This is a genomic window from Undibacterium sp. 14-3-2 (genome assembly GCF_016595265.1).
In the GTDB taxonomy this organism is placed as follows: Bacteria; Pseudomonadota; Gammaproteobacteria; order Burkholderiales; family Burkholderiaceae_D; genus Undibacterium; species Undibacterium aquatile.
The window spans coordinates 412,350-436,798 of sequence record NZ_JAENGS010000002.1; the positions used below are offsets into that span (position 1 = coordinate 412,350).

Genomic DNA, 24,449 nt, shown 5'->3' on the forward strand with positions numbered 1-24,449 from the left:
ACGCCGGTGTCAGCTTAAACGTAATGCCAGCGCGGCCAGTGTCAGCAACAGCACCGGCAAGGTCAGAACGATACCCAGCCTGAAATAATAGCCCCAGGAAATCGTGATATTTTTGTTTGCCAGCACGTGCAGCCACAACAATGTTGCGAGGCTGCCGATAGGCGTGATTTTCGGGCCGAGATCGCAGCCGATCACGTTCGCATAAATCATGGCTTCACGCACTGCATTGTTTGCCACGGCGGCATCAATCGATAAAGCGCCGATCAGTACGGTCGGCATATTGTTCATGATGGACGACAGAAATGCGCTGAGTAATCCTGTACCCAGCGCCGCACCCCAGACACCATGTTCGGCAAAACGATTGAGCACGCCGCTGAGTTGATTCGTCAATCCGGCATTGCGCAAGCCGTACACTACCAGATACATGCCCAGCGAAAAAATCACGATCTGCCATGGCGCATTTCTGACGACGTCACGCGTGTTGATCACCCCGGCGCGCGTAGCGACTGCCAGCAACACCGCCGCCCCCGCTGCCGCTACAACGCTGACGGGAACACCCATGCCGTCCAGCCAGAAAAAACCGAGCAACAGCCAACCCAGCACCCACCAACCCGTATTGAATGTGGCGCGGTCACGAATCGCCAGCGCAGGTTGGCGCAGTTGTTGCACCTCATAATCGGCGGGCAAATCGCGCCGGAAAAACAGCAGCAACACCGCTATCGTAGCCGCGACCGACACCAGATTCACCGGCAGCATCACCGATGAATAGGCAGCAAAGCCCAGCTTGAAATAATCAGCCGAGACAATGTTCACCAGATTCGATACCACCAGCGGCAGGCTGCCGGTATCAGCGATGAAGCCCGCCGCCATCACGAAGGCCAGCGTCGCTTTCGGTGAAAACCGTAGTTCCAGCAGCATCGCAATCACGATCGGCGTCAGGATCAGCGCTGCGCCATCATTCGCAAACAAAGCGGCGACCACGGCACCCAGCAACAGCAACAACACGAATAATTTGCGGCCGCTGCCACCGCCCCAGCGCGCCACATGCAATGCCGCCCATTCAAAGAAGCCCGCTTTATCCAGCAACAGACTGATGATGATGACAGCGATAAATGTGGCCGTTGCATTCCAGACTATATGCCACACCAGCGGAATATCCGATAACTGTATGACCCCGGCCAGTAAGGCCAGCAACGCGCCGCCAGCCGCGCTCCAGCCTATGCCCAGACCGCGCGGCTGCCAGATGACAAAGGTCAGCGTCAGCAAAAAAATCAGGATAGCAATCAGCACGACATGCGCCCCATTTCAGAAATGAATTTGATGTACAGCGAGATCATCAGGTGAACGCATCAGTTGAGCTGCTCTCTGATCGCTTTAAGTTCCTGATGAATGGTATTTTTTTCCAGGATGTGCGCAGGCAGCGAAACGAAGCTATTGACGCAAGACATAATTTCGCGGAACACCTTATGAAATGCCGCCCGTTTTGCTTCATCGCTGCCAGTCACCGCAGCCGGATCTTCAAAACCCCAATGCGTCGTCACCGGATGACCGGGCCAGACCGGGCAGACTTCACCTGCGGCGTTATCGCAGACGGTAATGATGAAATCCATCACCGGCGCATCTGCCGCTGCGAACTCGTCCCAGCTTTTGCTGCGCAAAGCAGTCAGCGGATACGCGGTCGTCTGAATCTGCTCTATCGCCAACGGATTGACCGTACCAGCGGGAAAACTACCGGCAGAAAAACCTTTAAAACGCCCCTGCCCCATGGTCGTGATCAGGGCTTCCGCCATGATGCTACGCGCAGAGTTGCCAGTGCAAAGAAACAGTACGTTGAAAACTTTTTCAGTCATTTTTCTCTCGATTCATTTCAGGGTAAGGGATTAGAAGGGTAAGGAATTACAACGAAACTATGCGGTTTGCATCAGCCTATGCTGCGCGTTAAATTTCAGCTTTATCAGTAACTTTATCGGCAGCTTTATTCGTTAGCAGATTACTCGCCTGCAGCGCGGGCAGACAGGCCTGACCGTTGCAGCAACTGTCACTCAGAAATGCCAGCAAATCATTCATGGTGCTGAAATTAGCGGCGTAAATAATAAAACGCCCATCCTGACGCGCCGAAATCAGATCGGCATTACTGAGTTCTTTGAGATGAAATGACAATGAAGAAGCCGGAATCGCCAGCTCTTCCGCGATTTTGCTGGCCGCCAACCCTTCGGGGCCGACCCGCACCAGCAGACGAAACACCGCCAGCCGCGACTCTTGCGCCAACGCCGCTAATGCGCTGATTGCTTGTTTGTTTTCCATGTGCAGACTCCGGCTAAGGCTTATTTCTATAATTCGACAATTATCGAATTATAGAAATGAAAGCGGAATTTTGGCAACAGAAATTTGTGATTCCTCATGTCCTGCGTGTGCAAAACCGACAGATCAGTCAACATTGGTACGTATCGGCCAACGTAGCCAATATCCACCTTTAAAAAAACCGTGAAAACGGCCCTAAAATAAGTATTTTTCGGGGAGTATCTGGCGATTTTGCCTTTATCTCTTTATAAATAAAGGGCTTTAAAAAATACTCCCCCCAGTATATTTATGCCCTCAGAAGCACGAAAATCGACTTTTTCAGCCTCTTTACCAACCGACTTCCAACCAGATTCATATTCCGCGTCTGTGCTTATTGTTGCAGCGGTAAGTCCGCTTCAGTTTCAGCGACAAATACTTCCGCACCTATACCCACCTTGTCGAACAATTCGACGATATCGGCAGAACGCATGCGTATGCAACCATAACTGGCGGGATTGCCGAGCAGGCTTTCCTGCGGTGTGCCGTGAATGTAGATGTAGCGCTGATACGCATGCTGATTGCGCTCTTCGGTGCCGCGTAGCCAGAGTATGCGGGTCACCACCGGATCGCGCCCCGGCGCATCAATCGCAACGATTTCGCCAGTCGGCACACGATCTTTGAACGCGGTGCCGACCGGCATACCGGCGCCGAATTTCTCGGCAATTTCCATTTTTCCGCCGGGTGTCATATAACTATCGGGCAAATCGCCAATGCCCCGCTTCGCAGTTGAAATGGTATAAGTGGCGATGAGGTTGCCGTTGTCGAATAAGCGCATTTTCTGTTCCGGCACAGACACCACGATGCGGTGCTGCGTATCTTTGGGCACGAATGCGGGAGTCAGCGCAGACTGACAGCCAGATAAGCAAAAAGTCAGCAGCAAAAAAAAGAGGGCGAAAAGTCGATTTTTCATGTGGCAGAAAGAGTCAGATGTGGTGTTACGGCAGCTTGCAAAGGAACCCGATCATGGCGCAGGGAACAGATAGCATCAATGGCAGAATAAGCACAGCCAGCGATGATGGCAAATGCTTGTTCACCAGCGACACATTACCTGCGGTTATGACTGCGCGATCAGCTTTCATTTGTGAGTGGCACGACTCCTCTGTAAGTTCAGTAGCATCGCGGAGAAATGATCATGTTGAACACCGAAACACCGAATGTCTTACATACCGAGCTCGATACCTATGCGACGGCAAAGCTGGCAGCCGCATTGATCGATGATCAGTTCATCGCAGTGCAAGCGGTGCGGGCAGCCGCACCACAAATTGCGGCTGCGATTGATGCGGCGCTGCCACGCATAGAAGCTGGCGGGCGTCTGGTGTATGTCGGTGCAGGCACGTCGGGGCGGCTGGGTGTACTCGATGGTGTCGAATTATTACCGACCTTTTCGTGGCCGAATGAACGGGCAATTTCGCTGATTGCCGGTGGCAAACAGGCGATGTTCGTCGCCGTCGAAGGTGCTGAAGATGATACCGAACAAGGCGCGATCGACATTCGTGAGCTGCATCTGAATAAAGATGATGTTGTGTTATTGATTGCTGCCTCCGGCGCCACACCGTATGTGCTGGGTGCGTTGCAAGCGGCACGTGCCAGCGGCGCGTTAACGGTGGGCTTCGCGAATAATCCCGATGCACCGGTAACCCGATGTGCAGACATCGGTATCACCCTCAACACCGGCAGTGAAATTATTTCGGGCAGCACACGCCTGAAAGCAGGCACCTCGCAAAAGATTGCGCTGAATACTTTTTCCAGCGCACTGATGGTGAAACTGCATAAGGTCTACGGCAATCTGATGGTGGATGTGAAACCCACCAATATCAAATTGCTGCGGCGTACGGTCAGCCTGACCATGCATGCGACCGGCAAGGACGAACAGACTTGCCGCAAAGTGCTGGAAGAATGCGACTTCCACGTGAAGACAGCGATCGTGGCACTACAAAACAACATCAGCGTCGTTACGGCTGAAAAACTGCTGACCTTATATCAGGGCGATGTACGAAAAGCCCTGGAAGCTGTCGAATAAACTCCTTCTGCGGTTACAATCGCAGGGTACAAACGAGTAACGGTAACAGGTAACACTCATGCGATTGCGTCACATAGAAGTTTTTCATGCGATTATGCAGGCCGGCACGATCAGCGGTGCCGCACAATTACTCAGCATTTCCCAGCCAGCCGCCACCAAAGTCTTGCAACATTGCGAATTGCAGCTCGGCCTGAAATTGTTCGAGCGCATCAAAGGAAAACTGCATCCGACACCGGAAGCGCACAAGCTGTTTTCCGAAGTCGACAAACTGAACCGCGACCTGCAATCGGTACGCCGCCTCGCAAATAATCTGAAAAATCATCCGGATGAAGCCGTCAGGCTGGCTTCAACTCCCACCTTATCGATCACGGTCGTACCAGCCGCACTGGCCGCCTGGCGCAAGAAATTTCCGCAAGTTCACTGCACTTTATCGACGCACCATACCAGCGATATGGTGAATGCCTTGTTGCTCGGCGACGTTGATTTCGCTTTATCTTTATATGACCCCTGCCATCCGAATCTGGCATCCGAGCCGCTGGTGCGCGGCAGTATGACGGCGATTGCGCCGATAGGCAGCTGGACAAAAAAACTCGACAACACGCCCTTGTCCGTCGCTGATTTACCAAAAAATCTGATCGCACTGGATCTGGATGATCATCTGGTCAGCCGCGTCATGGATGCCTGCGAAGAACTCGGTATCAGCTTTACTTCTTACACCGAAGTCCAGACCTATGTGCTGGCGCGCACGCTGGTTGAATTCGGCGCGGGTGCTGCGGTGATCGACCCGTTTACGGCGGCCACAGCCAATCACGACAAAGTGCAGTGCCGCCCCTTGTTACCAAATGTGCCAGTGGACTTATATTTGCTGACAAAAAAATCGACACCACTGTCACGCTCAGCACGTGCATTTGTCGAATGCGTACAGACAGCGGCTGCCGAATTTATTGCCAGAACCAGCAAGGAATAGTTCAGCAATAGTTCAGCATTAGGACTTACGCAGAATTGTTACAGCCAGGCTTGCAGCCGAAGGTAACCTCCTTTGTAAAGAAGGTTCGTTGCGTCGGCAGACAACATGTTGTCTGAACCCCCGACTACACCGTGTCGCCGAAGACAGTGCTTTAGCACGGCTAGGCGACAACAACAACGCTGGGGCAGTTCTGCGCAAGTCCTTAACGTAATTGTGCGGCCAGCGCGGTCATGATTTGCTCTTGCCATATACTCAGGCTGGAATACTCGCCGGTATTTTTATCCGGGTCGGCACCAGTGCCGCCAATCAGATAGATCATGCCATTGCGTGTCTGCGGATCGAATACAAAACCCGACTCCAGACCATACGCAAATCCCAGATGACCGACGCCGGTAAATCCATGTCCGCCGGGCATCACAGGTGGCGTCAGGCGATCGCCATGATGGGCGGCGCTGATATCAGTGAATACCTGAAACCCCAGTGCCCATGATTGAAACATACCCTGATAATCATCGCCATTCTGCAGCGCTGCGTCGTAACGCCACTGAGGCGTTAACAAAGTCCGCACACTGGCTGGCTGCAACAGGCGCACGCCATCAAGCTCGCCCTCGCGCATCAGCATCTGCATCATACGGCTGAGGCCGCGCGCGCTGATACGCAAACCACCCTGCGGACTGAACAAGGTGGCATTCCAGCCTGGCTGATACGTCGCCAAATATGGCCGTTTCGGCACGCCTTGCTGGTGATAATCATCGACCTGTGGCTGCCAAGCGCCTGCTGTATCCCAGACATCGTTTTTCTGTTTGCGGTACAAGGTGGCCAGATTATTCAGTTCTGCCGGACTCAGATTTTCCGGATGAAAACTGCCGCTGATCTGCAACGGTTGGAAAATCAATTCCTGCATCAGCACATCAAAACGTTTTCCTGATACGGATTCCATCACGGCACCGATCACACCCCAGTTCAGATTCACGTAACTGAAGTATTTTCCCGGTGCATAGTTTTTGTTGCTGGCATCCGGTCTGGCCCAGATCAATGCAGATACTGCGTTTTTTTCCGACGCTTGCAAAACACTTTGCAGCGACGTATTCGCCGGAAAATTATAGCCACCGTCATCGCGCAACGACGAGGTATGACTCAGCAGCATGCGCAGGGTGATCGCGACATCAGGATAGTAAGGATTTCTGAGGGTATAGCCGAGATAGCGGCTGATATCGGTATCGAGCGCGAGTTTGCCCTGTTCAACCAGACGCATTACGCCAAGCGCCGTCACCATTTTAGAGACAGATGCAATACGGAATAAGGTATCTGCATTCGCTGGCAAACCAACGGCGGCAGTCGTCGGGATAAAGCGATCGCCGAACTGCTGTTCATAGACGATCTCACCAGCGCGTATCGCGATCACGGACAAACTCGCCAATGGCCGTTGCGGCTGGCTGACGATGGCCTGCAATTGCTGATCTGTGGTCGTTTTCATTGATGCGCGTGTCATCGAAACTGTCGTCTCTGCCGTTTTTACGTCTGACGTTTTTACTTCAGCAGGCGGGCTTGCTGCCTCTACAATACCAGCGAAAATACCAGAGAAAAATAACGCCGCCGACATACTTACTGCTGCGAAGGAAACGCGCTGTATTAACATATTCAGTCTATCCGCAGATAGGTCTGGCGAACGACAGCAGGATCACCGAAATTGAAATGCCACCATTCGCTGTTAATCCCTCTGAAACCCGCATGAAACATCGCTTGCCGCAATATCTCGCGATTGCTGCGCTGCTGCGCGGTAATTTGTCCGGCAGCCAGCATTTTTTCTTCCAGCGCAGGATGTGATTTCTCTGCCATTTCATCGAAGCCGCTACCCATATCGATTTCTACGCCTTGCGGATCAATGACTGTCACATCCACCGCCATGCCAAACGAATGAATAGAACCACGCGCAGGGTCAGCCACATACATTTGTAAAGGTGTGCCATCCAGATGCGCCCACAGCATTTCCTGTACGCGGTGCGGGCGCAAGGCATCCAGCACAATGATGCGATAACCCGGATGCTGCTCTGCGAGATAGTGCGCCGCCTGCTCCAGCGCCTCTGCGGCTTCTCTGTGCAACCATGCGCAATCGAGATCGCCATACAAGTCGCGACCGACAAAATTATCGGTACCGACATAACGCAGATCAACAGTAATGCCATCAATCGCGGCAAGGCGACGGAAGTCAGGGTGATCAGCAATGAATTCACAACGCATGTACGACTTCTCCAGATAAATCAGAAAACAACCAGAACTCATTTCAGCTTGTCAGAATAGAGTTTGCTCTTGCTGTCTTCCAATGAAACTTTACTTGTCACGTATAACCGTAACTCATTATTTGATGCGCGATGTTGAACAGTGGCGCATCCACTTATTTTTATCGCTTCGCGTTTTGCTTTGCATCCGGCGCGATATCGAGATAGCGCCAGTTCGTGAAATCCACCGGATGCCGCTGATAATGCAGCACCCAGGGCTGGCGAATATCCGCAGACAAGGGATGCACCCGCGGTATCCACGGGTTATAAGCATGCATCAGCAATGCCATTTGACGATACAAAGCGCGCCGTTCAGGCGTGTCTGTCATCGTCAGTGACTTTTCATATAACTGATTAAATGCAGGCAAATTAAAACGAGCATAATTCGCCCGCCCGATATTTGCGCCGTACAGTAACTGGTAAAAATTCTCGCCATCAGGAAAATCAGCAACCCAGTTTGCTTCTGTCATCTGCACCTGACCAAGACGTGATGCGCGCAAAATCTCTGAATGTTTATCGGTTTTAAAACTGATGCGTATGCCGATCGCATTCATCGTTTTACGCCAGACTTCATCCCGCAGACGCCCGATGGTATTGGTTTTACTGTGCATCACCAGATGCAAGGGCTGTCCATCCGGTAAGCGACGATAACCGTCTGCACCACGCAGATAAGAAAAGCGATCAAGCAAAGCATTCGCCAGCGCAGGATTGTAAGGCACCGGGCTTCTGAAACCTGCATCGTAGCCAAGCACATTTGGTGGTAACGGTGACTGCGCCGGAATCGCCAGACCTTTTTCCATCAGGCTGATATCTTCGCGGCTGTCATAACTCATCGCAATTGCGCGGCGTAAGGCAATTTTTTCCTGACTATATCCACCAATGACAGGATCATCCATATTCATCCAGACATAATAGGTCTGCAGCGGAGAAAATAAGGACAGCTGCACACCTTGCTGTTGCAGATCGGGCTTCAGTTTGCCGTTTTTCATGACCATATCCGCCAATGGCGGCGGCACTTGTTCCAGCGTATCAAATTCCCGGTTCAGGAAACCCAGAACGCTCGCCTGCTGCTCTTCGACAATCGCAATCGTGACGCGTGACACCAGGGGTAGCGTCCGGCCTTTCAAGTCTGCCGCGATCTGCTGTGAGACGGCATCTTTCCCAGCCTCGCCATCAAACACCACTTTGCGATAATCAGGATTCGCATTCAGCACCAGACGAAAACTGCGTTGCCATTCGCCCAGCATAAATGGCCCGGTGCCGACAGGATGATTGCCAGCCTGATTGCCGTAGCTCTCTATCACTTCTCTGGCAACGGCAGAGGTGGCCGTGGTTGCCAGAATAAACAAAAAATTGTTATCCGGCGCATTCAGCCGTATGCGTAAGGTGTAACGATCCAATGCCTGCAGACCGGGAATGGCAGAAGCGCTGTCGAATTTCCAGCCGGGTGCCGCTTGTACATTGCGCAGTTTTTCATCACCCAGCAACTTACCTTCAAACATGAATAACCACGGTGATTTCAGCGCGGGATCGTATAAGCGCCGTATGCTGTACACATAATCGTCAGCGGTTAATTCACGTACTTTTCCTTTGAACGCAGGGTCAGGTGTGAAATGGATGCCGGGTTGCAAATGCAGTGTATAAGTCTTGCCACCATCGCTGATCTCTGGCATCGCCTTCAGGGTATTCGGCTTCAATTTGACCGGACGCGCCAGATAATCGTAGCGCAGCATAGGTTCAAAAATATTCTCATTAATGCTGAGCGTTGCGATATCGGATGCCACCGCCGGATCGAGAGCGCTTTCGGGCGTCGTCAGCAAAACATTCAAGGTTTTGCCTGTGCCTGCCTGAACACTCAACGCAAATAGCGACAGCGCCAGCAAGGCACAGAAACGATGCAGCCATGGCATTGCTTGCTTCATGCGTTTCCCTCTTGAATTCTGTCGCTGTAACGGGTGATATAAAACCATTCCTCGCCACAATGCGCACCTGCATCGGGGAATATCATACGACCATCCATTTCTGCCCTGACCTCGCTGCCATCGTGGCGCAAGCCGATCAGATCACCTTTTTTTACTTCGTCAAAACTGCGCCATTCGCGGACGAACTGATCGTCGTCGTGCAGTTTGTCGATCACATCATAGATACGCAGGGTTTCAATTTCTTTGACGGCAGCAGGTGCTGTTCCGGCAATGATGCCGAGATGGGTCAGTGTATTGATGATCGCGCGGTAAGCAACTTCCGGTGCCTGCGGGTCGAGATGCTGGCCACATTCCAGCGTGACTGCATAGCCGCCGACGGAACGCATGTACTCTGTAGTACCGACACCGAACTGGGTATTCGCATTCGCCAGCATTCTGGCATCTGCATCCGGCCCCAGGCGCTGCTGACGGCGGGTGACGCCACGCGCGTACGTGCTCAGCCAGCCATCCACCATGCGATGCACACCCAGACGCCGCGCCATCGCCAGCTCTGCTTCTGCATGGCTGAAGGGTTCGATATCGCCATCGTTATTTTCCGGCCCGACCAGAACGAAGGCCTCGCCTTCGCCACGGAAAGAGTGCAGATCCAGCAAAACATCGTGTTCAGCCAATAACGGACACAGCCAGTTGGCGACGTGATCTTCAAATTCTGTCGGTGTACTGGTCGGCAACAAGCGGCGGTTCAGGTTTCTGTCACCTTGTCTCTCGCCACGCTGATAGGCAAGCGGATTGGTCACAGGAACGAAAGTCACACTACCGGATAGTATCTGGATGATGCCGGCGTCGATCTCAGCAATCACACGCCGTATCGCCTGCGTGCCGCAAATCTCGTTGCCATGCACCGCACCGGTAATGATGATGCGCGGCCCGGCAAACTTTGACTGATAGCGCTGGCTGTTAAAAAATAAATTTTGCGAACTCATACTTATACTCATTCCAGACTAAAACGTAACCGACCTCTTGTTGATCACTTCTTACTTATAGGACTGACGCAAAATTGTCCCGGCAAGGCATGGCGACGAAGACAGTACGAATAGTACGGCCAGGAGCCATAACGCCGCCGGGGCGGTTTTGCGTCAGTCCCTCACTTATCACTTCTTGCCAAACTCGGGATCGACCGTAATCAAGGCTGTCACAATAAAGGTCGGGATCGCGGCGAGGCAAATCCATACAAAGAAATGCGCGTATCCCAGCGTTGCCTGCAACCAGCCGCTGAACATACCGGGCAGCATCATGCTCATCGCCATGAAACCGGTGCAGATCGCATAATGCGCAGTCTTGTGTTCACCATCGGCGGTCATGATCATGTACAGCACGTAAGCCGTGAAGCCGAAGCCATATCCCATCTGCTCAATCGCCACGGCGGCACCAACCAGGTAAATATTTTGCGGTTGTACGAATGCCAGATACACATACACGATGTGCGGCACATTAATCGCCAACGCCATCGGCCAAAGACAACGCTTCAGACCATAAATTGAAATCAACGCACCGCCAGCGAGGCCGCCCAGCGTCAGTGCAATCATGCCACCGGTACCGTAGACAATGCCAACCGCCTGCGTCGATAAACCCAGCCCGCCTTTATCCAGACTATCCAGCAAAAATGGTGGCGCCATTTTGACTAACTGCGCTTCGCCAAAGCGATACAGCAACAGAAAAGCAATCGTCAGCAGAATATTTTTTTTCTTAATGAATTTGCCGAAGATCGTAAAAAACGTCGCGACGACCTGATTTGGATCACCTTGCGCGTGATCGCTATCGGGTCTGGGCAAAGCCCATTTGTGATACAGCGACAGGCTTACAAACATTGCCGCCAGCACACCAAACACAACCATCCAGCCAAATGCCACATTACCGGTCAGATCTTTCAGCGTTCCAGCAAGATAGACCAACGCCCCCTGCCCTGTCAGCATCGACATCCTGAAAAACATGCTGCGCACACCGACAAACGCGGCCTGCTGATGCTGCTCCAGCGCCAGCATATAAAAACCATCACTGCTGATGTCATGCGTGGCGGCACCGAATGCCAGCAGCCAGAACACCAGCAAGGTCATCTGAAAAAAACTGCTCATGGGAATCGTGAATGCGACCAGACCAAATAACGCGCCGATCACCAGTTCCAGCGTAATCACCCAAAAGCGTTTGGTCTTAAACATGTCAACAAACGGCGACCATAAGGGCTTGATCACAAATGGCAGATACAACCAGCTGGTGTACAGAGCAATATCTTCATTGGAAATACCCATATTCTTGTACATAATGACGGACAGTGTCATCACGACCACATAGGGAATGCCCTGACTGAAATACAATGATGGTATCCAACGCCATGCACCGGTTGCAGGCGTTTGTTCAGGACTGTGGGAAGTTGTGACGTCTCTTGTCATCGTGTGAGTTTTTCTTGGTGAAATGCCAGAACTCATTTCATTAATAGAGATGAGTTCTACGAATACATCTTCCCAGCAAAAACACCGGAAGACGATTGAATTTTTACGCTTTGCTCATAGAGTAAAGTTATACGCTGACGCTATCTTTTCATTTTCTGCGTGTCGCAAAAGCGACCTATGATAAACGAAGCAAACACGGATAGAGCATAGTCGTTAAAAAACTCTGATGTTTCGTAAAGAATTGGAGTGACAGCAAGGCAGCGGGTTTTATCCGAAAATATGACAGAACAGATCATCCCTATATGAACCCAGCAGATTTCGTTTTCCCCGGTATCAAAGACAACGCATCAGCGCTGGCTTTAGGGATAGATACGGGCGGAACGCAGACGCGCTGGGCGCTGGCAACGGCCAACGAAGACATCATCGCCAGCGGCACCGCGGCAGGATTGACGGCTCTGCAACTGAAGACGCAGCAGGGAAAACAGGAATTCGCACAAGTGTTTTCCGACCTCGCTGCTGCTGCACGCAGCCACGGCAAATTACAAACAGTCAGAGTCGGCATTACCGGTTTCAGTGACGATATGCGTGTCGTCATTCTGGAGATGTTGACTGGTATTCTGCAGATGCCGGAACCATGCATTCGCCTCGGTACTGACATCGAAATTGCGTATCTGGATAGTTTCAAGCCGGGAACAGGCTATCTGGTTTATGCGGGTACTGGTTCTATCGCCGCCTATATTGACGAAGCCGGACAATTTCATCGCGCTGGTGGACGCGGCTATTTGCTTGACGATGGCGGCAGCGGCTTCTGGATCGCCCGCGAAGCAGTACGCCATATCTGGCGTGCAGAAGACGAATGCCCGGGAGCATCGCGCAATTCGCTGCTTGCGCAAGAAATATTCAAAGCCATCGGTGGCGATGACTGGGACAGTTCCAAAGATTTTATGTATCACCGCAGTCGGGGCGACATCGGTAAACTGGCGTTGGCTGTAGCAGCCTGCGCGAATACGGATGAAGTCGCAGCCGATATTTTAAAAAGAGCCGGACAAGAACTGGCGCGACTGGGAATGGCAATGTGCAAACGCTTCGGCAACAAGCCTGTGGTTCTCAGCGGGCGGGTACTTGAACTCCATCCATTGATTGCAGCATCTTGTCGTACCCATTTACCTTCAGACATCAGCTTACGTACTAGTATTTGCCAGGCACATTTTTCGGCAGCCCGGCTCGCTGCCAGACAACTTACATTACTCTCATGAAAAAATTACTCTTACTCGGATTCCTCGCCGCCTTCCTCACCGGCTGCGCTACATCACGCATCGATTCCAGCATCTCGGCGAAAAGTCAGGAAGACCGCGTACAATTTCTGATTCTGCATTACACCGCGATTGATGAGCCGACTTCACTCAAGGTATTGAGCCAACAGGGAGTCAGCAGCCATTATCTGGTCGGCGATCAGATGCCGGTCAAGGTCTGGCAACTCGTTGATGAAAGTAAAATGTCGTATCACGCAGGACTCAGCGACTGGAAAGGCTATAGCCGCCTGAACGCCAGCTCTATCGGCATCGAAATTGTGAATCTGGGTTTCCGCGATGCGCCGGAAGGCCGCACCTACTTCCCGTTCCCACAGGCACAGATCGACCGTGTCATTGCGCTGGTGAAGGACATCGTTGCACGCCATCAGATACGTCCAGAATACATTCTTGGCCATTCCGATATCGCCCCACAACGTAAGTCTGATCCGGGCCCGCTGTTTCCGTGGAAACAATTAGCTGATGCAGGCCTGATTCCTTGGCCAGACGCAACACAAGTGGCCCAACGTATGCCGCTCTATGAAGCGCAATTACCAGATGTCAGCTGGTATCAGAAAAAACTGGCACAACATGGCTACAACACACCGCAAACCGGCGTGTTGGATGAAGCAACCAAAAATGTGCTGATCGCATTTCAAAGTAAATATCGTCAGGAAAAATTTGATGGCATCCCCGATGCTCAGACAGCGGCCATGCTCGATGTCCTGACGGCAAACACGAAGACACGATAAATGCTGGACGCACTGGGAATAAGCCCGGAGATACTGCAGCAGCGCGGCTTCGTTGCGGTATCTGAAGCGACGTCTCTGGTGCTTGCTGAGGTGGGAGAGGATGGGCGCGAGTATTGGCTGACACCTTCCACCAATCAGGCCTGGCAAGCGATGAAAAATACCGCGGCTGGTGACGGTATTGCCCTGCTGATGATTTCAGCCTTTCGCAGCGTCGCCCGTCAAGCTGAAATCATCCAGGCCAAACTTGCGGCAGGGCAGGAAATTCATGACATCTTGCAAGTGTGTGCCCCGCCGGGATATAGCGAACATCACACTGGCCGGGCTATCGACATCGCCACGCCGGAAGATCCTGAACTGGAAATTTCATTTGACACCACAACAGCATTCCGGTGGCTGCAACAACATGCCCACGAATTTGGTTTTGACATGTCTTACCCTCCAGGGAATCACAGTGGATATCAATACGAACCATGGCACTGGTGTTTCCAACGCTGAACCACGTCAGACCTGAGGCTGAAATCACAATATCGCAATATCGGTTTCAGTCTGATAACAGGGATGTTCGTCGCGGATAAAAACACTCTGTTCCCGCCAAATGACACTTTGTCGCAAACGGTTCGCCTTCCCTTATCGTGCCAATTACAGTGGCATTACTCCCACACGATATGGAAAGGAAATGGTATGAAACTCACTGCAAATATGGATGGTATCGTCATCGCCGCGATCGCGCTGGTCATGCTGAGCAATCTGATTCACCAGTTACTGGCCTGAGCATCATGCTGACCCTGCTGATCTGGATCATTTTGTTTGTATTGTGCTGGCCGCTGGCAATCATGGCGCTGTTGCTGTATCCCTTATTCTGGCTGCTGTTACTGCCATTCAGAATACTCGGGATAGCCGTTGACGGGATTTTCGAATTACTGCGGGCGATCGTTATGTTGCCAGCACGTTTGCTGGGTGGGCGCTGAACAAGCGCCGCGAGAATTAATGTACGCTGTTGAATAAATCGTGCAACTCTTCAAAACGATCTTCAACTTCATCGTTCGCCAGACCAAGAAAATCGCAGGCTAATTGCCCGCCTTTGTCCCACTCAGCCCAGTTCTCCTGGCCGTGGTAACGGTGTATGCCATATTCAGACACCAGCGCCAGCGCCACCAATGCCCGCACGCGATCATCGGTTGAAGAATCCGCTAACACAACATAATCGTGGTGCAACAAAATTGCGTTCGACACCTCTTCGGGCAAGCCCCAGGTACGTGCCATTAAAGCACCGATAGATGTGTGACTGGTGCTGTGCCTCTGTTGTTCTATCACTGTAAATTTTTCGTTGACATCGTTACCAGCTAACACCAGTGTTTCCTGATAATCAGGAAAACGTTCAAGCAGTAAGGGAATACCGATGTCACAAAACAAGCCAAATGTATGTGCAATGTCTGCAGGGCAAATACGCATACGGCTCGCCAGATGCGACATTGCCTGCGCACGTTTAGATGAGAAATCCCAAAACTTGGCGAGGGAAATTTTTTCTGTCTGTACTGCCTGACGCGCAATAATTCCCGCCATCAGCAAACCGCATTGCTGCATACCCAATAATTTCACCGCATGCGCAACCGAAGTCGCCTTCAAGCGCAAACCAAAAAAAGATGAATTGGTCACTTTGAGTAAAGATGCAGACAACGAGACATCATTCGAGATGATGACTGCCAGCCGTTCTGGATCAGGCTCTTTGCTGGCCAACTCCGTCTGCAGATCCAATAGCATGCTGGGACGTGGCGGTATGCGTATGGTCTTGATCAGGGCGTCAACGGATTGATCGCTGGCGACGTGTGCAGTGCTTGGAGGGGTCATATCAAAACAACAGTTGAATAATATTGTGCAGGGAGCATTTTAACGCATATTACCGTTGAGAAAGAACTGAGTGACGTGAGTTTCTGCTCTTATCCCAGCGGTCATTTACTTATTTATTTCTTTACAGGAATCGGGGTATTTCTGTCCACCGGCACAGCTGTGACACTATTCTGCGGCGAACCTTCAATCAGCTTATCCGAATAGGTCAGGTAAACCAGAGCATTTCTTTTCTGATCGACCATACGGACAATACGTAATTTTTTGAAAAGAATAGATAAACTCTGATTGAACACTTCTTCCTGTTGCTTTAACGGCGCCGGAAAACTGACCGGCCCGACCTGACGACAGGCAATCGACGCTTCAGCCTTATCTTCTGCCAATCCCAAGCCACCTGAAATGCCGCCAGTCTTGGCGCGGGATACGTAACAAGTTACGCCCGCAACTTTAGGATCATCATAGGCTTCCACCACCACCTTATGATCGGGACCTATCAGCTTAAATGCCGTATCCACGCTGCCGATATGTTCAGCGCAGACCGTTGTTGAAAATAAAGCCAGTGCTGCACATGCCAGAATCTGATGTTTCATGTTGTTCGCCTTTCATTCATTTTTCATTCATATATGGCATCCGCTGCCAGACATCATTTATTCAACGCCGAGTGCCGCTTGCTATATGCGAAATAGATACTGATCGCAATGAACATCCAGATAAAAAATACTTTAAATGTCGTTCCAGACAGGTCTTTCAGAATATATAAACAGGCAAAAATACTCAGCGCCGGAATCAGGTACGGACCAAACGGCACACGGAAACCCTGCACGCCATGCCCGATTCCTTTTTTACGTATCACAGGAATGGATGCGGAAACGACGATGAAAGCCACCAGCGTTCCCATGCTGACCATATCCCACAAAAATGTCGCGTCTACCAGACCTGCGACGATACCGACCAGCAGACAAACCAGCACGGTATTAATCACCGGAGCGCGTGTGCGTTGATGCACTTTCTGAAATGAAGCAGGAATCAGACCATCTTTACTGATCGCATACAAAATCCGGCTTTGTCCATAAATCGTCACCAATGTGACACTGAATACAGAAATCACTGCCCCTGCAGAAAGCACCAAAGCCGGCCATGCCTTGCCTGTCACATTCTGCAAAATCACGGCCAGACCAGCCTCTTGCCCCTCAAACATATGTGCAGGTTGAGCGCCGACGGCGGCAATCGCGACCAGCATGTAAAACACGGTGACAACAATCAGCGCTGCCATGATTCCCAACGGTACATTCCGCTTGGGATTTTTGACTTCCGCACCTGCGGTCGCCACCGTATCGAGCCCGATAAAAGAGAAAAAGACCGTGCCGGCAGCGGCAGTCACACCCGCCATGCCCGCCAGCCCTTTGCTATTGTCGGTATTAAAAAACGGCGTGAAATGTTCAGCGTGAAAACCGGAAAAGGCAATCACTGCAAAAAATACCAATATCGCCAGTTTGATCATGACCATAATCGCATTGACGGTCGCCGACTCTTTCGCGCCGCGCAACAACAAGAAACAACAAATGATCACCAGCACCACTGGCGGCAGATTAAATTGCCCGGGATGAATTTCAACACCATTGGCACCGGCAACGATCATCGGCGTGCGTAGCATCTCGGGAATTTGCCAACCCAGCGCATTGTGCAGAAAATTGTTCAGATAAGCCGACCATCCTATTGCTGTCGCACTAGCCGCAAGTCCATATTCCAGTAACAGACAGGCTGCAACCACAAACGCTGCGAATTCACCGACAGTAGCATATGCAAATGAATACGAAGAACCGGAAGCCGGAATCCGCGCCGATAATTCAGAATAGCAAAGCGCCGTCAGCCCGGCAGTCAGTGCCGCAATCAGAAACGATAAAATAACCGATGGCCCGGCTTTAGGTACCGCTTCGACCATAGTGAAAAAGATGCCTGTTCCTATGGTGGCACCGACACCGATCATCGTCAGCGAAAACAATCCCAAAGAGCGATGCAGGCTATGCTGATGCTGTTCCTCAATGATCACTTCGTGAGCATCGATAGGTTTCGTGCGTGTTAATTGGCGGGCTAATGATATAAAGCTCAAGATCATTCCTTGTTTTCAGAAACTGCTGCGCATCTGATGAAATAGCAAAGACCAGACACTCAGATCTGGCACGGCGTGTAAAAGTGCAGTTGAACGCAGAACTCGCCGGTCAGCTACGGACAATGTCTATAAGCAAAAACTGTACGCACATAACATCCGGGTAGGCGGACCAACTCAATTCCGTTTGTTTCATGACGATTACACGAAAAACGCAATGATAGCGGCAAATCCCTCCGGCACAACGTCAACTACCGTAATTTGCAGAGTTTGTGATACATCATGGTAAAAACCACTGGTGATGTTAGCATTCCAAACTTATGCCTATGCCAAGAATTTCCCTGCTGACATTTCACCATCTGGTGCGCACAGTATTACTGATGTACGTACTGACGCTCGGCGTTGCGATGGCCTCGCCACTGATGAAGCCAGATGCCATGAATCTGATCTGTACCAGCACCGGATATAAACTGGTCGGTAACACCTCGGATGCGGGCCAGGGCAAAAGCAGCGCGCAGACGCATTTACTCGATTGCCCTTTATGTGTTGCGACGACACTCCCTCCTGCTGTTGCGTCAAATAGTGTTTGCGAACCTCCACATGCTTTGTCGTATGCCACGCAGTCGATTCCGGCTGCACGGCTTGCGGCTACCGTCTCAGCCCCTCTCCCCGCACGGGGTCCGCCGGTAATCTGAAGACCCTATCCGGTTCTGTTTTCTCCTGTACGCGCCTGACCGACATGTGTGTGCTACATGCACGCGGCCATTGATTACGTTAATTACGTTAGTTACGTTTAATTGCGTTGAGTTGCGTTGAATTACGCGCGCGGAAACTTGCGATAACTGACCGGATACGCCTTTCAGCCTTGGTGCAGCAACTTTCTGCGCACCATACGATCACCGACCATCGCCGGAACCTCATCATTTCTGAGCATGGCTGCTGCAGTCTTGTTCCCGGCTGCGGCAACGCACCACATACGAGAGACCATATTTCATGCAAACCCAATTCAAACAACATATTCTGGCGACGTCCATCGCTGCTCTGCTTCCTTGCGCGGCGGTTCAGGCGCAGGAATTACCATTACAAAAACCATCTGAAGTCGTCATTCATGCCGAAAAAATTCCGGCGCCGAACATCGATGGGGTCACTCAGAAGTCAGCACTCGCTGCTACCAGCGATGTCGCAACGCTGTTGCGCGACGTTCCCGGTGTCAGCCTGTATTTCGCGGGAGGCGTCTCAAGTCTGCCGGCGATCCACGGCCTCGCCGATGACCGCTTGCGGATACAGGTTGACGGCATGAATCTGATCTCAGCATGTGCCAATCATATGAATCCGCCGTTGTCCTATATCGATCCTACGCAGGTTGGCAGTATTCAGGTATTGACTGGTATCGCCCCCGTCAGTACTGGCGGCGACAGCATAGGCGGCACTATTAAGGTGAATTCGCCCGAGCCAGAATTCGCGGCAGCTGGCCAAAGCACCCTGCTCAAAGGTCAGGCAGGCAGCTTTTATCGCAGTAATGGCAATGCCAAAGGCGTCAATTTTGCAGCGACTTATGCCACAGAAATATGGAGCCTGAATTACACTGGCGCGATTGCCGAAAGCGGTAACTATCATGCCGCCAACGATTTCAAGGCAGCAAAATTAGCGGCGGCAGACAAAGCCTGGATCGCCGGTGACGAGGTTGGTTCATCACGTTACAAATCTGAAAATCAATCGCTGTCTGTCGCGATGCGCAATGCGGGTCAACTGCTGGAACTGCGTATCGGCACGCAGAATATTCCCTATCAGGGCTTTCCGAATCAGCGCATGGATATGACAGGCAATAACAGTGAACAGGTCAATCTGCGCTACAAGAGCCAGTATGACTGGGGGATGCTGGAAGCACGCCTGTACAACGAACACACACGTCACCGTATGAATTTCGGCGACGATAAACAGTTCTGGTACGGTAACGCCCCCGGCATGCCTATGGACACCGAAGGTAAAAATACCGGCGCACTGATCAAGGCTGATCTGATGTTATCAGAGCGCGACAAGCTCAGCGTCGGCACGGAATATCAGCGTTACCGTATGAATGACTGGTGGATCGCTTCCGGCACCGGCATGATGATGGCACCAAATACGTTTGTGAATATCGCGGATGGTCAGCGTGATCGTCTGGGCGTGTTTGCTGAGTGGTATGCCAGCTGGACGCCACAATGGGTGACGCAACTGGGCTTGCGCTACGAAAGCGTGAAAATGAATAGCGGCAATGTCGCTGGCTATAGCAGCATGTATGGCAATCCGGCGCTGCCAAGCTCTGTCCCTGGCGCATTCAATGCCGCAGACCGTCAGCGTAAAGATAACAACATCGACCTCACTGCCACCGCCCGCTACACGCCCAATGCAACGTTCAGTATGGATGGTGGCTATGCGATGAAATCGCGCTCGCCGAATCTGTATGAGCGTTACACCTGGGCCAGCAACAACACCATGGTCATGAACATGAACAACTGGTTTGGCGATGGCAATGGCTATGTCGGAAATCTCCAGTTAAACCCTGAAGTTGCGCATACCCTGAGTGCGACGCTGAACTGGCATGATGCGGAGCAATCCGACTGGGAATTCAAAGTATCGCCGTACTACACGCAAGTACGCGACTACATTGACGCCACCAGCTGTGCGTCGGTCGGTAAAACCTGTGGCACACGCAAAGATGGCTTTCAGAATCTGAGCCTCAGCAACCAGAAAGCAAGGCTGTACGGACTCGATATTTCTGGCCACAAGCAGCTCATCAAAACCAGTGAAATTGGCAGCGTTTCCATTCATGGTTTACTGAATTATGTGAACGCTAAAAACACCGTGACCGACAGCGGCTTGTATAACATCATGCCGCTGAATGCGCGCCTGTCGCTGACGCAGAAAAAGGAACACTGGGAAAATACGCTGGAAGTACAGATGGTCGATGCGAAAACCGATCTTTCGGACATTCGCAAAGAACTGCGTACCGCTGGCTACACCTTACTCAATCTGCGCAGCAGCTATACCTGGAAACAGGCGCGTTTTGATGTCGGTATCGACAACATGCTGAACCGCTTTTACCGCTTACCGCTGGGTGGCGCGTATCTGGGACAAGGCGCTACGATGGGTGCTGGCGTCGCGCATGATACGCAGGTTCCGGGTAGTGGACGCTCGGTGTATGCAGGTGTCACGCTGAAGTTCTGATGCAGTAACGCATATCAAAGGCGGCCTTCGGGCTTACGCCTTAACGCCATGCTGCCCGGCTTATCTCAGCGGGCAGCACATTTCAACAAGTCAATTAGACTCTGCTTGTGCTTCTCAAGTGTCCGTCATCGGAAAAAAACAAAGAAACCGGAGACGTAGAGGACTGCCCTGAAAGCAGGCTGCCATATTTTGCAATCACGGCTCCCAACGCGTTCTGGCTCTGAGCATTTGTATACTCCTGCTGGAATTTCACTCCTTCATCCAGCGCATTTTTTGCATCGGTCATGCCAACCACGGTCATGAGTTTTCGCGCCATCGATGGTGTCTCATCGAGTGCCTTTTTTAATTGCTCAGTATAAGGGTAGTCTGCCGGAAATACCGCCTGTCCCATGCTGTCATACGAGATACTTGCAGGCGCTGACGATATCCCGTGGTCAGACAAAAATTTCGGAAACACATTCGAAATATGCGTACTCAACGCATCAATATTTCGCTGTGAAGGCATGAGTAAGGGTGGTAATTCAGCAAACGGCTTTTGCGGGCTGGCGGAAAAATAATCGTCGATGTTCAGCTCCACACTTCCTTTGTCGGTATCGAAGCTGGCGACCGCAGGGGTTGATGGCGTTGCTGCTGCCGTAGCAGATCTGGCACTCTGCGATGCTATTTCTTGCATCAGTCTGTCGCGCGCTGCCCCGGAAATGCTGGCCGTATCACTGCTACGTGCCGAAGTGGGTATTTGAGCCGGAACGGTAGTGGAAAAAGTACCCGTTTTCTTCGCTACGTCAAACCATGCACTCGCGCCGCTGATGCCTTGAATATTCATGGTATGTCTCTCCTGCTGAATGAAATGACGGTTTATTCTCTGCTGATACGCTACATAGTTTACAAAAAACCATCAAACTTCAAAGACAAGAATTGCACAGGATTTGCCGCATTGTTTAATCAATCAGTGCAGTACGATCACGTGATAGAAATTACAAGCACACATCCGGGCTACAACGCAGAGATAAGTCAAATAGACGTATTTAGCAAATAACTGAAAATCAATCTCTCAGTATTGATGCGCCTTCTGGAGCAATTCTCACTTGCAGGGCTTATGGAATAAGGAGGTAAGACTCGCAAGAATGACGATAAACAGGCTTGAAGAACAAAATCATCGGCATCATCAATAATCGTGGTCACAGACCAACATCCATCACCACGATTATTGTGAGCTTACTCGTGTCGCAAGGCTTCAATCGGATCAAGCTGGGCGGCACGACGCGCCGGGAAATAACCGAACAACATGCCGATGCCAGCTGAAAAGAAAAACGACATCAGGTTAATCGACGTATTGAACATATAAGGCACCTGCATGATCTGCGCGAGCAAGATCGAGGCACCCGCTGCCAGCACGATACCAATGATGCCGCCGAGGGTCGATAAGACTGTCGCTTCAATCAGAAACTGCAATAGCACTTCTCGCTCCAATGCACCTATCGCCAGTCGCAAGCCGATCTCGCGGGTGCGTTCTGTGACGCTGACCAGCATGATATTCATGATGCCGATGCCGCCGACCAGCAAACTCACAGCAGCGACCGCACCAAGCAAGGTTGTCATGACCTTGGTCGTACCAGACATAGTTTCCGCCAGTTGTTTGGTATCAAGCACATTGAAGTTGTCTTCATCGGTATCGGCCAGTTTGCGACGCTCACGCAGCAATTGTGTCAGACTGGCTTTCAGGGTTTCACTATCGGCGTCGTCTTTCATCGAGACCAGCAAAGTGGCAACGCGACGGTTGCCGGTCACACGACGCTGCAATGTATGCAAAGGAATCAGCACCACATCATCCTGATCATTGCCCATGGCCGCCTGACCTTTCGACGCCAGTACACCGACAACTTCGCAGGAAAACTGCTTGACGCGCAAATGTTCTCCAACCGCATTGCGTGTGTCGAACAATTCCCTTCTGACTGTTTCACCGATAATGCAGACGGCTGAACCAGCCTGCAATTCACCTTCTTCAAACTGACGTCCTGCCGCCAGCGTCCAGTTATTCGTACGCAGCCACGCATTCGTGCTGCCAGTCACGCTACTCGACCAATTACGGCCATTCGCCACGACGACAGCACTGGCGCGGCCTTCGGGCGCAACGGCCTGAACACCACCGATTTGCGAGGCGATAGCTTCGGCATCGGCTTCTTTAAACGAAGCAGTGCCGGCACCGCCACCACCGCCAAAGCTCATACGCTGTCCGGGGCGAATCTGTAATAAATTCGTCCCAAGACTGGAGATCTGCGCCTGTACCGCAGCGGTCGCACCGTTGCCTAAGGTCACCATGGTGATCACAGCGCTGACACCGATCACAATCCCGAGGATGGTCAGAAATGAACGCAGCAGATTACGGCGTATCGAACGCAGCGCCAGCAATATCGTATTCAGGAACATGCCGCGCCTCCTTCTGCCACCGCTGCTGCCGCATTGGCTACTGTATCTGCTGCGTCTGCTGACAATATCGCGACCGGATGCGGATTGATGGTATCGGTATCGAGCAGACCATCAACGAAACGGACAATACGTTTGGCATATAAAGCCATATCCGGTTCATGTGTGACCATCATGATGGTGATGCCATGTTCCTGATTCAGGCGCGACAGCAGCTCCATGATTTCACGACTGCGCTGAGAATCGAGATTACCGGTCGGTTCGTCCGCCAGCAACACTGCCGGTTCGGTCACAATCGCACGCGCGATAGCGACACGCTGCTGCTGACCACCCGATAATTCTGCCGGCGTGTGATGTTCCCAGCCCGCCAGACCAACTGATGCCAAGGCCTTCGCTGCGAACCGATGACGATTCGCGGGGCTCTCGCCGCGATACAACAACGGTAATTCAACATTTTCCTGCGCCGAGGTACGCGCCAGCAAATTAAATCCCTGAAACACGAAGCCGAGATAACGCCGCCGTAAGCGGGCGCGCTGATCGCGCGACAAGGCTTCAACATGCATGCCCTGAAATAAATACTCACCGCCGGATGGAGTATCGAGACAACCAATGATATTCATCGCAGTCGATTTACCCGATCCGCTGGGCCCCATAATCGCGACAAATTCACCGGCATGGATGTCAATATCGACGCCTTTGAGCGCCATCAATGCCGCTTGCCCGCTGCCATATTGTTTCGTGACGCCACGCAAGCGTATCAAGGGCAGTGCAGCATCAGCGTCCGCATCGGTGATCTTCGTCTCAGGCACTGGTGCCGCCTTCGTTATAGCTGGGATATCCGAACTCATTT

General features: G+C 51.8%; 23 protein-coding genes. 8 read left to right on the plus strand and 15 right to left on the minus strand.

Annotated elements, in window-relative coordinates; translation table 11 throughout:
* Positions 1-9: 9 nt before the first annotated feature.
* The 4 genes from Undi14_RS06345 to Undi14_RS06360 form a co-directional block, all read right to left on the minus strand.
* The gene (locus Undi14_RS06345; protein WP_200178745.1) at positions 10-1,290 is read right to left on the minus strand and encodes an arsenic transporter; all 1,281 of its coding nucleotides are present in this window, start codon (positions 1,288-1,290) and stop codon (positions 10-12) included.
* A 59-nt stretch (positions 1,291-1,349) separates the two neighbouring features.
* A complete protein-coding gene (locus tag Undi14_RS06350) occupies positions 1,350-1,850 on the minus strand; it encodes an arsenate reductase ArsC (protein ID WP_200178746.1) in 501 nt (166 codons plus the stop codon).
* 88 nt (positions 1,851-1,938) lie between these two features.
* The gene (locus Undi14_RS06355; protein ID WP_200178747.1) at positions 1,939-2,304 is read right to left on the minus strand and encodes a helix-turn-helix transcriptional regulator; all 366 of its coding nucleotides are present in this window, start codon (positions 2,302-2,304) and stop codon (positions 1,939-1,941) included.
* A 367-nt stretch (positions 2,305-2,671) separates the two neighbouring features.
* Positions 2,672-3,250, minus strand: a complete 579-nt coding sequence (locus tag Undi14_RS06360; protein ID WP_200178748.1) for a L,D-transpeptidase — start codon at positions 3,248-3,250, stop codon at positions 2,672-2,674.
* Between the two features lie 222 nt (positions 3,251-3,472).
* Between Undi14_RS06360 and murQ the strand changes: the two genes are divergently transcribed.
* Positions 3,473-4,360: an N-acetylmuramic acid 6-phosphate etherase gene (murQ, locus tag Undi14_RS06365; protein WP_200178749.1), complete on the plus strand. Its 888-nt coding sequence runs from the start codon at positions 3,473-3,475 to the stop codon at positions 4,358-4,360.
* Between the two features lie 58 nt (positions 4,361-4,418).
* Positions 4,419-5,327 (plus strand): LysR family transcriptional regulator, encoded by a 909-nt coding sequence (locus Undi14_RS06370; RefSeq protein ID WP_186883007.1) that lies wholly within the window; start codon positions 4,419-4,421, stop codon positions 5,325-5,327.
* Between the two features lie 202 nt (positions 5,328-5,529).
* On the opposite strand, the gene Undi14_RS06375 is transcribed toward Undi14_RS06370, so the two are convergent.
* The 5 genes from Undi14_RS06375 to Undi14_RS06395 all read right to left on the minus strand — a co-directional run bounded on the left by Undi14_RS06375 (position 5,530) and on the right by Undi14_RS06395 (position 11,975).
* Complete coding sequence (locus Undi14_RS06375) at positions 5,530-6,804, minus strand: serine hydrolase (protein WP_234030443.1); 1,275 nt, start codon at positions 6,802-6,804, stop codon at positions 5,530-5,532.
* A 164-nt stretch (positions 6,805-6,968) separates the two neighbouring features.
* On the minus strand, positions 6,969-7,610 hold the full coding sequence (locus Undi14_RS06380; protein WP_234030444.1) for a M15 family metallopeptidase: 642 nt from the start codon (positions 7,608-7,610) through the stop codon (positions 6,969-6,971).
* 118 nt (positions 7,611-7,728) lie between these two features.
* Complete coding sequence (locus Undi14_RS06385) at positions 7,729-9,528, minus strand: ABC transporter substrate-binding protein (protein ID WP_234030445.1); 1,800 nt, start codon at positions 9,526-9,528, stop codon at positions 7,729-7,731.
* Positions 9,525-10,511, minus strand: a complete 987-nt coding sequence (locus Undi14_RS06390; protein ID WP_200178750.1) for a succinylglutamate desuccinylase/aspartoacylase family protein — start codon at positions 10,509-10,511, stop codon at positions 9,525-9,527. The genes Undi14_RS06385 and Undi14_RS06390 overlap by 4 nt, the downstream gene beginning before the upstream one ends.
* A gap of 168 nt (positions 10,512-10,679) precedes the next feature.
* A complete protein-coding gene (locus Undi14_RS06395) occupies positions 10,680-11,975 on the minus strand; it encodes an AmpG family muropeptide MFS transporter (RefSeq protein ID WP_200178752.1) in 1,296 nt (431 codons plus the stop codon).
* A 302-nt stretch (positions 11,976-12,277) separates the two neighbouring features.
* On the opposite strand from Undi14_RS06395, the gene Undi14_RS06400 reads away from it, so the two are divergent.
* The 4 genes from Undi14_RS06400 (at position 12,278) to Undi14_RS06415 (ending at position 14,984) form a co-directional block, all read left to right on the plus strand.
* On the plus strand, positions 12,278-13,231 hold the full coding sequence (locus Undi14_RS06400) for an N-acetylglucosamine kinase (protein WP_200178754.1): 954 nt from the start codon (positions 12,278-12,280) through the stop codon (positions 13,229-13,231).
* Positions 13,228-14,016 (plus strand): N-acetylmuramoyl-L-alanine amidase, encoded by a 789-nt coding sequence (locus Undi14_RS06405; RefSeq protein ID WP_186883002.1) that lies wholly within the window; start codon positions 13,228-13,230, stop codon positions 14,014-14,016. The genes Undi14_RS06400 and Undi14_RS06405 overlap by 4 nt, the downstream gene beginning before the upstream one ends.
* Positions 14,017-14,511 (plus strand): D-alanyl-D-alanine carboxypeptidase family protein, encoded by a 495-nt coding sequence (locus tag Undi14_RS06410; protein WP_200178755.1) that lies wholly within the window; start codon positions 14,017-14,019, stop codon positions 14,509-14,511.
* A 281-nt stretch (positions 14,512-14,792) separates the two neighbouring features.
* A complete protein-coding gene (locus Undi14_RS06415) occupies positions 14,793-14,984 on the plus strand; it encodes a hypothetical protein (RefSeq protein ID WP_200178756.1) in 192 nt (63 codons plus the stop codon).
* 16 nt (positions 14,985-15,000) lie between these two features.
* On the opposite strand, the gene Undi14_RS06420 is transcribed toward Undi14_RS06415, so the two are convergent.
* The 3 genes from Undi14_RS06420 to Undi14_RS06430 form a co-directional block, all read right to left on the minus strand.
* Entirely contained in the window at positions 15,001-15,864 is an 864-nt protein-coding gene (locus Undi14_RS06420) for an HDOD domain-containing protein (protein ID WP_200178757.1), read from the minus strand.
* Positions 15,865-15,977: 113 nt separating this feature from the next.
* Positions 15,978-16,451, minus strand: coding sequence for a CreA family protein (locus Undi14_RS06425; protein ID WP_200178758.1), 474 nt, complete (start codon positions 16,449-16,451; stop codon positions 15,978-15,980).
* 53 nt (positions 16,452-16,504) lie between these two features.
* A complete protein-coding gene (locus Undi14_RS06430) occupies positions 16,505-17,971 on the minus strand; it encodes an APC family permease (RefSeq protein ID WP_234030446.1) in 1,467 nt (488 codons plus the stop codon).
* Positions 17,972-18,294: 323 nt separating this feature from the next.
* Here Undi14_RS06430 and Undi14_RS06435 point away from each other — a divergent pair, with 323 nt between their 5' ends.
* Both Undi14_RS06435 and Undi14_RS06440 read left to right on the plus strand, forming a co-directional pair.
* Positions 18,295-18,663, plus strand: coding sequence for a DUF2946 family protein (locus Undi14_RS06435; RefSeq protein ID WP_186882996.1), 369 nt, complete (start codon positions 18,295-18,297; stop codon positions 18,661-18,663).
* A 298-nt stretch (positions 18,664-18,961) separates the two neighbouring features.
* On the plus strand, positions 18,962-21,175 hold the full coding sequence (locus Undi14_RS06440; protein WP_200178759.1) for a TonB-dependent receptor: 2,214 nt from the start codon (positions 18,962-18,964) through the stop codon (positions 21,173-21,175).
* A gap of 94 nt (positions 21,176-21,269) precedes the next feature.
* On the opposite strand, the gene Undi14_RS06445 is transcribed toward Undi14_RS06440, so the two are convergent.
* The 3 genes from Undi14_RS06445 to Undi14_RS06455 form a co-directional block, all read right to left on the minus strand.
* Complete coding sequence (locus tag Undi14_RS06445) at positions 21,270-21,998, minus strand: hypothetical protein (RefSeq protein WP_200178760.1); 729 nt, start codon at positions 21,996-21,998, stop codon at positions 21,270-21,272.
* A 392-nt stretch (positions 21,999-22,390) separates the two neighbouring features.
* The gene (locus tag Undi14_RS06450) at positions 22,391-23,602 is read right to left on the minus strand and encodes an ABC transporter permease (protein WP_200178762.1); all 1,212 of its coding nucleotides are present in this window, start codon (positions 23,600-23,602) and stop codon (positions 22,391-22,393) included.
* Positions 23,593-24,447: an ABC transporter ATP-binding protein gene (locus Undi14_RS06455; RefSeq protein WP_200178765.1), complete on the minus strand. Its 855-nt coding sequence runs from the start codon at positions 24,445-24,447 to the stop codon at positions 23,593-23,595. The genes Undi14_RS06450 and Undi14_RS06455 overlap by 10 nt, the downstream gene beginning before the upstream one ends.
* Positions 24,448-24,449 lie beyond the last annotated feature (2 nt).